Source organism: Paenibacillus sp. EKM301P, assembly GCF_011800295.1.
GTDB lineage: Bacteria > Bacillota > Bacilli > Paenibacillales > Paenibacillaceae > Paenibacillus > Paenibacillus polymyxa.
In genome coordinates this window covers 210486-221920 of record NZ_JAALFM010000008.1, presented here as the reverse complement: position 1 = coordinate 221920, position 11435 = coordinate 210486, and the positions used below count along the sequence as shown (strand labels likewise).

The following is an 11435-nucleotide window of genomic DNA, read 5'->3' as shown; positions in this document are numbered from 1 at the left end:
TGGCGCGCGGGTACTTGAACCGTCCGGAGCTGACGGAAGAGAAGTTCGTAGACAGCCCGTTCGCCGCGGGCGAGCGGTTGTACCGCACGGGAGACTTGGCCCGGTGGATGGAAGACGGGAACGTGGACTTCATCGGCCGGATCGACAACCAGGCGAAGATCCGGGGGTACCGGATTGAGACGGGGGAAGTCGAAGCGAAGCTGCTGAGTGTAGGTGGCGTGAAGGAAGCGGTCGTCGTCGTCAGGGAAGATCAAGAAGGTCAGAAAGCTTTGTGCGCTTATTATACAGCGGAAGAAGGCTTGACGGTGGCGGACCTGAAACGGGCGATCTCCAGCGAGCTGCCGGGGTACATGATCCCGTCGTACTTCGTCGAGCTGGAGCGCCTGCCTCTGACGCCGAACGGGAAAATCGACCGGAAGGCGCTGCCGGCGCCGGAAGGGGGAGCAAGCGCAGGCCGCGAATACGTGGCGCCGCGCACCGAACTGGAGGCGAAACTGGTCGCCATCTGGCAGGGCGTGCTCGGGCCGGTCACGATTGGCGTGACGGACAACTTCTTCGACCTCGGCGGGCACTCCCTGCGGGCGACGACGCTAGTCAGCAAGGTGCACAAGGAACTGAGTGTGGACCTGCCACTGCGCGATGTGTTCCGGCACTCGACCATCGAAGCGATGGCCGAGGCGATCAGCCAATTGGAGCGGCAAGAACACCTCTCCATTCCGGTTCTGGATAAGAGGGATTACTATCCGCTTTCCTCCGTGCAAAAACGGCTGTACATCCAGCAGCAGATGGAAGGCGCCGAGCTTAGCTACAACATGTCCGGCATGACGGTTCTCGTCGGGCGCTTGGAACGGAATCAATTCGAGGCGGCGCTCAATGGATTGATAGCTCGTCACGAAATTTTGCGAACCGGCTTCGAAATGGTCGACGGCGAACCGGTACAACGGATTTATCCGGACTTGAAGTTTGCCGTCGAGTATACGAAAGCGACGGAAAGTGAAACGAAGAGCATCGTAGACGGCTTTGTGCGCGTCTTTGATTTGGAGCGGCCGCCGCTGCTGCGTGTGGGCTTAGTCGAATGGGAAGCGGAACGGCATCTGCTCATGCTGGACATTCATCATATCGTCACGGATGGCATGTCGATGGGCATCTTCGTCGAAGAGCTGCTGCGCCTGTATAACGGTGAGACTCTGGAACCGCTTCGGATTCAATACAAGGAATTCGCCGCTTGGCAGCAGTCAGAACCTGTAAAAGAGCGGCTGAAACGTCAGGAAGCCTACTGGCTGGACGTGCTGGAAGGCGAACTGCCGACGCTTGAACTGCCTACGGACTTTGTCAGACCTGCCGCTCGCAGCTTTGAGGGAGATGTGCTGCCTTTCAGCATCGACAAGCAGATGACCGACAGCTTGCAGCGCATCGCCGATGAGAACGGTGCCACCCTTTATATGGTGTTATTGGCGGCCTATTCAATCCTGCTCAGCAAGTACTCGGGACAAGAAGACTTCATTGTAGGCATGCCGGTTTCGGGCCGCACACATGCCGACCTGGAGCCGCTCATCGGAATGTTTGTCAACACTTTGGCGATTCGCCATTATCCGTCCGGGGAGAAGGCGTTCCTCGCTTACTTGAACGAAGTCAAAGAAACGATGCTGGGGGCCTACGACCACCAGGATTATCCGTTCGAGGAGCTTGTGAAAAAGCTGCAGGCGCCGCGAGATCAAAGCCGCAATCCTGTATTCGATGTCATGTTTGCTTTGGAAACCAAGGAAGATAACGTTCAAAGCTTCGGGGATATCAAGATCGAATCTTATCCGGAAACTCATACGGTTTCCCAATTTGATCTTACCTTGGTCATTTCGTTGCTGGATGAGGGAATGAACGGGCAGTTTGAATATGCCACCAAGTTGTTTACGCGCAATCTGATCGACAATTTCGCTCAGGACCTGCTCGTAATCATCACCCAAATTTGCGAACAGCCTTCGGTGCTGTTGAAGGATATTTCCCTGAACGGGCAATCCGAACAGGAGCAAGATGTGCTAGAGGCCATTGATATTATTTTCTAATCCCTTACCCGGCTTGGGTGTATGCCGTATTTCTCTCGGCACGCATCCTGCCGGGTGTTTTTTTAAAAATGAAAAAGAAAAATCCACCACAGGAATCTGACGTCAAGTGCCACTGAGTAACTATTTCGATTTATTGGAAAATCGACAAAACACAACAGAAATCGTAGTTTACCTTTGGTATACTAAGAATCAAACCATTTAAACAGAGATAATTCCACCATAAAATCCGAATACCCGAAAAACGAAAAGAAGTAATTGCCGATCATTGCAGACGAGTTTAATTTTTTGACTATGACACCAGAAGAACAACAAAAGGCACACGAAGACTACAGGAAGAAATACAGATATCTAAAACGTGCGCCGCGGCTACTCGTTTACTACTAACTTGGAAGGATGTGCCGAATAGCTATTGGGCAGCGCGCGACATCGCAGCTGCTGCGATGTCTCTCAATAGCGCAACAAAAAACGAGTAGCAACCGAGAGTCGACAATATGACGTTTTTAAGAGGGGCTACCGCTATGTACTCGGTAGCCCCTCTTGTGAGCAAAAAGCCATTAATGTGTCATTCAATCGGGAAACTGTACCTGTCACTTAGAGCATCTTTCCTCAACTCGAATTTCTTCATCATAAAAGAAACGCCCAAGTGGAGAGCAACAAATCACCTGTAACCCCACTTACAGTTATTTCTTTCTAAGTATTACTCCAATAACCCCAGTTCCTTTTATACATTTGATCAGACTCTCCTAATACATGTCCATATATTGTTAATTTTGTGCCTAGGGGGACCAGATTGTATAATTCCATGACATCGTGGTTCCGCATTCGAATACAACCATGGCTCTGATGCTGTCCAATAGAATATGGTAGGCTTACCACAAAAAAACACTTTCAAGGTTGTGCCATATCTTACGACATGGTGCATTTTCTTGAAGGTGTTTTTCAGTCTCGCTCTATTTATTTTAAAAAGACAGCACTTCGGCATATGATCAGCCTTTCATGCCCTCGGAAAGTTAAGGATTATCATCCGGCGGTAAAGGGAATGAAGCTCGAATATAAGTTGTTGGAGCTATTTTTTGATGAACAGGCAACAACCGTTCATGTAGGTTCTTCTGGGATAACGATTTATAAAGTATAGATATAGCTGCAGCGGCTATCTGCTCAGATGGTATATCGATGGCCGTAATGGGTGGTGTAGAATACTGGGTAGCGTCTGGTCCGGTCATCCCGATCGATATGATAGCAACTTCCTCAGGGATTTTAATTTTCAAACGGTTAAATTCATGGATCATTCCCATAACGATAGTATCCGATTCACAGAATATCGTTTTAGGTCTATCCGTCATTTGAAGATATCTCTCTGCAGCTGTAACTCCTCCGGCAAGCGAATTCGGTGCTGTTATAATGTGTGATTGATCAACCACAATATGCTGCTTCCTGCACTCTTCAAGAAAAGCATTTATACGCTGGTTGGAAGCAACATAAGGACTTTCCACTGCGACTACTCCGATATGTTGTACCGACTGCTTAGTAAGCAAAGAAACCGCCTCTATTGCAACTTCGCCAGAGTCAACATAAACTGTGGAGAATTTTTTAGACTGGCGATTAATCAAAACGATTGGCATGCGGGGCGACAATGACTCCAAATACGCCAGATCTGCCTCGGAAGTAGCACCAATAATAATTCCATTATACGTATTATTCATGATCTCTTTAGCGTCTTTGGCGATTTGATCGTTCGTATAAATACGTATAACAAGCTCGAAATCAAATTGTTTTTTTTCTATTTCGGATTGAATCCCTGCCAACAATGCCGCCAGCATGTTCGTCCGGGCATCTAATGTCCAATATAAGGCAATGATCGGCTTGGCCCGATCTAAATTGCGCAGACGTCTTGCACTAACATTCGGCTGATATCCCAATTCATCTATGGCTTTCATGACTTTATTGTAGGTTGTCGAGGGAATACTTCGTTCCTTAGATTTGCCGTTAATGACAATGGAAACTGTCGAAACAGATACCTCAGCCAACTTAGCAACATCTTTCAGTGTAACCATCTTAGGTCTCCAATCTAATAACTAATTGGTCATACTTTCCTTAAATATAATCATAATCTAATTTTCTGTAAATGTGAACAATTGTGAAAAATAGAACATGTCCTTGATTTGCTCATTTTATTGATATAAAATGAATTTGTCAACGAGTACAACGTTATACTAAAACGTTGTACTCAACTTAATTTCAAAATGTGTCCGAAACCTTAGAAAGGAGAAGCGTGAATGCCTTATGTGTAGTGGATAGATAAGAATATTGATTTTTAAGTACAACGTTGTACTTACTGTGTAATCGTAATTATTGTTATGTTTCGGCAAATCCAAGGAATATAACGGTGATCTCTTTGGATGATTAAAAATATGATTCCGTAATATTAAAAAGAGAAGATGAGGTAGATGGCATACAATATCTCGGTTATTCATGGAGATGGTATCGGCAAAGAAATCGTTGACCAAGCGATCAAAGTAATGAATGAAGTCGGCAACGTATTTCATCATACCTTTCATTTTGAAAGATGTGAAGCCGGAACCGAGGCCGTTCAAAAATACGGTGAACCCCTTCCTGATAAGAGCCTAAGGCAATGTCAAGAAAGCGACGCGATATTACTCGGAAGCCTGTGGCTCGACAAGTATCCGGAATTGCCACAAGAAAAGCGTCCAAGCTATGTTCTTTCTCTACTTAGGAAAAAGCTAGAGCTTAAGATAAATCTTCGGCCGATCTCCGTGTATAAATCATTGGCGGAATTGAGCCCACTGAAAAACAGTATCATTGGCGAGGGATTTAATATTCTTATGCTTCGTGATCTGGCCGGCGGCATGCTCATGTCCCAAAGATACCGAGGAATCGGGGATTATGGCAAAGAAGCATTCGATAAAGAGTACTATAACGAAGAAATGATCAAAGCGAATGCTTGCGCTGCGTTTGAAATTGCTCGTGGGCGCAGCAAGAAGGTCACAAGTTTGGATAAGGCGGTCATCCTGGAAAGTTCGAAGTTGTGGCGTGAGGTTGTCCAAGAGGTTAGTGCAGATTATCGGGATGTAGCTCTGGTGAATCAGTACATTGATGATGCAGCCGCGCAGGTCATTACCGATCCTCATAACTATGACGTTATTCTAACGTCTGGCATGTTCGGAGATATCCTTTCGGATGAAATATCCGCATTGGCAGGAACACCGAATGTACTTCCGTCAGCGGAGCTCAATCGCCAGGGCAAAGGTCTGTTTACACCTAACCAAATACACAATAAAGATTATTCCATTGTAGGCAAGGATATCGCTAATCCAATCGGATCTATTTTATCCGGTGCGATGATGCTACGTTTTGCTTTTGGTTTGGAAGAAGAAAGCCAAGCCATCGAGGGAGCGGTTAAACGGGTACTAGATGAAAAATACGCAACAAAGGACATTTGCTTACCGGGAAGTAAACGGATTGGGACAAGCGAAATGGGGTCTATCATATCCGAAAAGATAAGAGAAATTGGGAAGGAGCTAGTTTGATATGACGATGATCGAATCCATTTTGAACGAAAAGTCCGGAGTAACCACAGTTATTGAACCGAACTATATCGTTTTAAGTGACAGTTTACCATTAGAAATTGTAAATGAATTAGAAAATATAAAGCGGCTTGAAGCGCCTGAGCGGGTGATCGTAATGCTCTATTTTGACACTCCCGCTGGGAATTTCATATCAGCTGAAATACAGAAAAAACTCATCCAGTTTACTCGCAAGCACGAACTGAAATTTGTCCAATCCCAAGGCATCGGATATCACATTCTGCTGAATCAATATGTAAAACCTGGTGACATCGTTGTTTCTTCAGGTAAGCATAACAGCATTTTCGGTGTAAAGCAGGCTCTCGGAATACATGTGAATCCATCCGAATTGCTTCATGTGTGCACAAACGGCAAGATGAATATAGTGGTTCCGGAAACCGTGTACATCGAACTTACGGGCCAACTAAAATCAGAAGCGTCCATCAAAGACTTCGTAATCTCCTTTTTAGCATCAAATGAACTTAAATACGCTGGCAAAGCCATCGAATTTTATGGAGAGGGCTTAAATTCCTTATCCCCGAAAGAAACAACAGATCTTTGCCAATTGGCTTCGAGAAGCGGTGCTGTGACAGCATTTCTTCATATGGATTTTCAAGGACCGGGCCAAGAAAGCTATGATTTAGGAGATGTGCAACCCATGGTTGCTCTGCCGGGGTCGATCCATCAATCGCAACCTGCGGCTGAATTGGCAGGTACTCCATTATCGGCTTGTTTCATCGGCGGATGCACAGGAGGCAGTATTGAGGATTTGAGAACAGCCGCAGCGATTTTGAAAGGAAAACGGATTCCCATAAATATGCGGTTATCGATTGGACCACAAACTAATGAAGTTTACAAGCAGGCTATTTCCGAAGGGTTAATTCAGACCTTTATCGATAGTGGTGCGCAAATTTTGAGCACAGGCTGTGCCAGCTGTGTGACAACGTCAAAAGGTGTTATTGCCGAAGGCGAAACGATGCTATCGGCTAGTTGCTGGAATTATAAGGGATGCAACGGCTCAAAGGACTCGCTGGTTTACCTCGCTTCCGCAGAATCCGTCGCTAACTCCGCGTTGAAGGGCTGTATCACATTAAATTCGAAGGGATGAGAAGATTTATATGGAAAAGAAATTTAACGGAAAGTTATGGAAACTCCCAGATGATGTCGATACAGATACTATTATTGCAGGTCGGCACGGAGTTATTCTCGATAAAAAGGAAATGGGCTCGCACTGTCTTGAAACCCTTCGCCCCGAATTTGCATCCCAGGTACAACCGGGAGACATTATTGTAGCTGGCAAAAATTTTGGCTGCGGATCATCGCGGGAAATGGCCGCCGAAGCGATCAATGTACATGGTGTTTACTGCATCATCGCTAAATCCTTTGCCCGCATTTTCTTTAGAAATGCGATCAATAACGGCATGCTACTGATTGAAAATGCAGAAATACCTGAGCACTGCGAAGAAGGGGACATCCTGACCGTCGAAGTGAACCAGTCAGTTACAGTCAACGGCAAGAGCTTCAGCATTCCCAAGGTGTCCAATAATTTGTTTGAAATTATTCAAGATGGCGGACTAATCCCCAATATCATTAAACGCATGGAAAAAGCCGAGGCAGAAGGGAGATAACAAAACAATGGGACATACACTGGCTGAAAAACTATTAATGAAAAATACGGGAGAACAAAGTCTGGCCCCTGGTGACATGGTAATCGCTCGGCCCGATCGATATATGATCCATGATATTTATACCTCGTTCCTGAAGCGCGCGTTAAAGGACATGCATGTGACCAAAGCGATCTACCCGGACCGCGGAGTAATCATCTTTGACCATTTGATGCCGACCAACCAGGCGGATACCGATCCTGCCCATTTTGTGGATGGACTTGAGCTGGCTGAAAAATTTCAAATTAAAAATGTTCATAAGGGCGAGGGAATCTGCCACTCTCTGATGCATGAACTAAGATACGCAAGACCAGGTGAAATCGTCGTAGCGACAGATAGCCATACAACGACCTATGGCGGAGCAGGTTGTTTTTGTACTGGCATTGGACATACCGAAATGGCAGCAGTTGTGGCAACGGGCGAGATCTGGCTCAAAGTTCCTTCGGCCATCAAGATTGTGCTTGATGGTGAGTTTCCGAAAGGTGTCGGAGCAAAAGATATTATTTTAAGAATCCTTGGTGACATCAAATCAGACGGCGGTCAGTACAAGTCGATGGAATTTACAGGAGCTGCCGTGCGCAGCATGAGTATGCAGTCACGATTCACTATAGCCAACATGGCTTTGGAAGCCGGTGCAAAGGTAGGATTATTCGAAGCAGATGAAAAAACAGCCGAGTATTACGACATGGACTACAATGATATTTCCTGGCTGAAAGTAGACGAAGACGCCAAGTATGAACAAGTTCTTCATTACGATGTCAGTAAGCTTGAGCCCCAATTGTCATGTCCGCAAGGCGTTGATAATGTTCATCCTATTTCCGAAATCGAAGGAACGAAACTGAATCAGGTTTATATTGGTTCTTGCACCAACGGTAGCATTGAAGATATGGAGACGGCAGCCAAAATTCTTGAAGGTAAAAAAATTGCTCCTTTCCTGAAAATGATCGTGATTCCGGCAACCATCAATGTTTACAAAGAAGCGATGGAACGCGGTTATATTCAAACCTTCATCGATGCCGGCGCCAGTGTATCGCACCCTTGCTGCGGATTATGTTGCGGGCAACCCTATGGTCTAATGAGTGACGATGAGGTGGTACTAGGTACTAACAATCGCAACTTTATTGGCAGAATGGGAACCAAGAAGTCGCTGATTTATTTATCTTCCCCGGCAGTGGCCGCGGCATCCGCCTTAACGGGGGTCATCACTCATCCAGCTAAACAATTTGCGCTACAACAATAATCAGATGGGAGTTTACTATGGATAAGCAAATTGGGGTTACCGCCATTCCGCCGAAGTCGAATTTCATAGCTCAATTTAAAAAAATAAAGATTTCAGGATTGTCGCTAAAATATTATATTCCCTTTTCTATCATTATATTGCTTGCGGTCTATACCGGGAATTTGAATAAAGATATTATCGGTTCGATTGCATTTCTCTTGATGGCTGGTGGTTTGTTCTCATATATTGGGGGCGTCATTCCTATTTTCGGCAGTTGGATGGGAGGGGCGATCCTCCTGCCGTTATTTGGCGGTTCCGCACTCGTGTATTTTGGTCTGATCCCGGATTACGTACAGACGAATATTTCTGGTTTAATCGGATCGGGCTTTGTTAATTTATTTTTGTCGGCAATCATCATCGGTTCGATTCTTAGTATGGATCGGAAGGTGCTTGTCTCCATCTCATTACGGCTATTACCGTGCATTATTGGTGCTCTGGCCTTTGTATTCATCTTCTTAGTTCTAGGATCGCTCTTAACAGGCTCAACGTTGCTGGAAGGTCTGTTTATGATCGGTTTGCCGAATTATTCTGGAGGCTCTTCTGGTGCAATCGCCGTTGTTCCGTCCATTTACAGCCCAATTTTTCACAAGCCGGCAGGAACTTTTTCGGGGCAGTTCCTAGTATACATGAACATTTCGAACCTGATTTGCGTCATTTTCGCTGGCTTGTTGCATAAACTTGGTAAGCGTTATCCTTCGCTAACAGGTAATGGCGAATTGCTGAAGAATGTGCGCAAAAGTGCAGACCAACCTGCACAAGAAAAAGCTAAAGTCTCGAGTGATTTGAAAAAAGATATTACAAAGTTAGGTACAGGCTTGTTTGTTTCGGTTGTTTTTATAATCGCCGGTAACATTTTGCAGAGCCTTATACCACAGCTTAACTTTATAGCCTGGGCTGTAATTTTGGTCATTATCGTGAAAGCAACAGGCTTTTTGGATGATACCTTGTGCCAATCTAGTGACTATTGGCAAGGATTTATGGTTCGAAACTTTTTACCGTTCCTGATCACGGGGATTGGGATTGCATCGCTTGATTTGAGCCAAGTGTCCTCCTATTTTACAGTTTCGAATTTTATCATTATCTTTTTTGGGGTTATCGGTTCTGTGGTAGGTTCATTAATCGTCGGCAAGTTTATGAAATTCCACCCCATTGATTCGATGATCGCCGTAGGTCTTAATTTAGGAAATCTGGGAGGAACCGGCGCTATCGGGGTATTATCAACTTCAGAGCGGATGGGGATGATGCCATTTGCAACGATCGCCAACCGGATCGGCGGAGCCATAATGGTTATTGTTATCAGTTTGCTGTTGCCATACTTTTTATAATGCACCAATTAAAAATGTTTCCGCTATTCGGCTGACATTGGACGATATATGGGCAGTATTAATGTGAAAATGTTCACAATTTACTGCCCGATAATAACGCATTTCCATTTTCCATTATAAGGCCAATCACCGAAAGGAGTTTTCACCTTGAATAAAATCGTAGTTTATCAAGCTCGTCCTGACGAAGCGGCATACTTCAAAAAATTTGGGAATGAGTTTGATTTGGATATCAAATATGTGAATCAAGAGTTAAATGCCGAGACCGCAATTCAAGCGCAAGACGCTGAGGCTGTAACGATACAAGGGAGCAATAAAGCGGATCGAGCAACTTTGCAAGCTTTAAGTAAGATTGAGGTCAAGTATCTCGCTTTAAGAAGCGCCGGATACAATTATGTAGATAGAGCTGCAGCTAAAGAGTATGGCATTCGCTTTTCTAATGTTACCTACTCGCCCAATAGTGTCGCGGATTTTACTACGATGTTAATTCTAATGTGTGAACGTAAAGCACAACAGATTTTAATGCGAGGCACCGTACAGGATTACACTTTGGCAGGTATTCAAGGTAGAGAAATCAGAAACTTAACTGTGGGAATTATAGGTACTGGCCAGATCGGAGCTACTGTTGCCAGAAATCTTTCTGGATTTGGATGTAACATTATAGGTTACGATATTTACGAAAATGATAATCTAAGGGATTTGATAGAGTATGTTTCGCTGGAAAAGCTAATCTCCACTAGTGATGTGATCAGCCTGCATGCACCATTATTCGATAGCAACTACCATATGATTAATCGGGAAAGCATCGCTAAAATGAAGGATGGCGTCTGCATCGTGAATTGTGGGCGGGGACCACTAATTGATACCGAAGCGCTGATTTATGGCATTGAGACAGGCAAAGTAGGGGCTGCAGGACTGGATGTCATAGAAGATGAATTGGGAATATTTCATGAGGATCACCGTTTGAATGTTCTGAACAATCACCAACTGGCTATTTTAAAATCATTTCCCAATGTCATTGTAACGCCACATATGGCATTTTATACTGATCAAGCGGTGAGTGATATGGTAGAAATTGCGCTAAAATCGCTCAACTCTTTTATGAATAATGGCACGAGTCAGTGGGAAATCAAGAGTTAGTTATCTTGACTCAAGTGGTCATTTTCATTTTGGGTAGTACCAGCGCCGTTGATACCACTCGCAAATGTGTGGGTTAAACTAGGGATTTATTAAACACCTAATTATATTCAAGCTACGCATCGGTGATCGCCAGCTTTGAATAGACTTTCAGCGATTTTCTTTACGGACGGAGCATGGCTGAATCAATGCATCAAAAAAAGCAGCCACTACAGGCTGCTTTTATATTACAGGCTAATTGCTCGTGTCTTTACCTAAAATTCAATATCTATTCAGAACTCGTTAAGCCAAGCTCCATTTTGCCATCGTTAGTAAGATTGACATTGTTGGAACGCCAAGTGCAATTAAACATGTTCCCATTTGAATATCCATCCGCTTTTTTCATGCTT

General features: G+C 44.7%; 8 protein-coding genes and 2 pseudogenes. 7 read left to right on the top strand and 3 right to left on the bottom strand.

Translation table 11 applies throughout. From position 1 onward, the window contains the following. Positions 1-2060: condensation domain-containing protein (locus tag HFD99_RS19195; RefSeq protein ID WP_167440976.1), on the top strand; the 2060-nt coding region annotated here is incomplete at its 5' end. Positions 2061-2798: 738 nt separating this feature from the next. On the opposite strand, the pseudogene HFD99_RS19190 reads toward HFD99_RS19195, so the two are convergent. Both HFD99_RS19190 and HFD99_RS19185 read right to left on the bottom strand, forming a co-directional pair. After that, positions 2799-2924: pseudogene (locus HFD99_RS19190) on the bottom strand (L,D-transpeptidase); the annotation flags it as partial. Positions 2925-3070: 146 nt separating this feature from the next. Continuing rightward, a complete protein-coding gene (locus HFD99_RS19185; protein ID WP_016820441.1) occupies positions 3071-4114 on the bottom strand; it encodes a LacI family DNA-binding transcriptional regulator in 1044 nt (347 codons plus the stop codon). Between the two features lie 393 nt (positions 4115-4507). Here HFD99_RS19185 and leuB point away from each other — a divergent pair, with 393 nt between their 5' ends. From leuB to HFD99_RS19155, 6 genes are all read left to right on the top strand, one after another. Continuing rightward, positions 4508-5608, top strand: coding sequence for a 3-isopropylmalate dehydrogenase (leuB, locus tag HFD99_RS19180; RefSeq protein WP_016820440.1), 1101 nt, complete (start codon positions 4508-4510; stop codon positions 5606-5608). A 1-nt stretch (position 5609) separates the two neighbouring features. After that, positions 5610-6752, top strand: a complete 1143-nt coding sequence (locus tag HFD99_RS19175) for an aconitase family protein (RefSeq protein ID WP_123797677.1) — start codon at positions 5610-5612, stop codon at positions 6750-6752. Positions 6753-6762: 10 nt separating this feature from the next. Then, a complete protein-coding gene (locus tag HFD99_RS19170) occupies positions 6763-7272 on the top strand; it encodes a LeuD/DmdB family oxidoreductase small subunit (protein ID WP_016820438.1) in 510 nt (169 codons plus the stop codon). Between the two features lie 7 nt (positions 7273-7279). Continuing rightward, positions 7280-8548: an aconitase/3-isopropylmalate dehydratase large subunit family protein gene (locus tag HFD99_RS19165; RefSeq protein ID WP_016820437.1), complete on the top strand. Its 1269-nt coding sequence runs from the start codon at positions 7280-7282 to the stop codon at positions 8546-8548. A gap of 17 nt (positions 8549-8565) precedes the next feature. Further along, entirely contained in the window at positions 8566-9912 is a 1347-nt protein-coding gene (locus tag HFD99_RS19160) for a 2-hydroxycarboxylate transporter family protein (protein ID WP_016820436.1), read from the top strand. A gap of 147 nt (positions 9913-10059) precedes the next feature. Continuing rightward, positions 10060-11049 (top strand): D-isomer specific 2-hydroxyacid dehydrogenase family protein, encoded by a 990-nt coding sequence (locus HFD99_RS19155; RefSeq protein WP_016820435.1) that lies wholly within the window; start codon positions 10060-10062, stop codon positions 11047-11049. 274 nt (positions 11050-11323) lie between these two features. Here HFD99_RS19155 and HFD99_RS25785 read toward each other — a convergent pair. Further along, positions 11324-11428 (bottom strand): annotated as a pseudogene (locus tag HFD99_RS25785) (beta-glucanase); the annotation flags it as partial. Between the last annotated feature and the right edge of the window lie 7 nt (positions 11429-11435).

What these genes read in the sequence shown, in the direction of transcription:
- HFD99_RS19185 (WP_016820441.1), bottom strand. Translation starts at nt 4,114, where the DNA reads ATGGTTACACTGAAAGATGTTGCTAAGTTGGCTGAGGTATCTGTTTCG.
- HFD99_RS19170 (WP_016820438.1), top strand. Translation starts at nt 6,763, where the DNA reads ATGGAAAAGAAATTTAACGGAAAGTTATGGAAACTCCCAGATGATGTC.
- HFD99_RS19165 (WP_016820437.1), top strand. Translation starts at nt 7,280, where the DNA reads ATGGGACATACACTGGCTGAAAAACTATTAATGAAAAATACGGGAGAA.
- HFD99_RS19160 (WP_016820436.1), top strand. Translation starts at nt 8,566, where the DNA reads ATGGATAAGCAAATTGGGGTTACCGCCATTCCGCCGAAGTCGAATTTC.
- HFD99_RS19175 (WP_123797677.1), top strand. Translation starts at nt 5,610, where the DNA reads ATGACGATGATCGAATCCATTTTGAACGAAAAGTCCGGAGTAACCACA.
- leuB (WP_016820440.1), top strand. Translation starts at nt 4,508, where the DNA reads ATGGCATACAATATCTCGGTTATTCATGGAGATGGTATCGGCAAAGAA.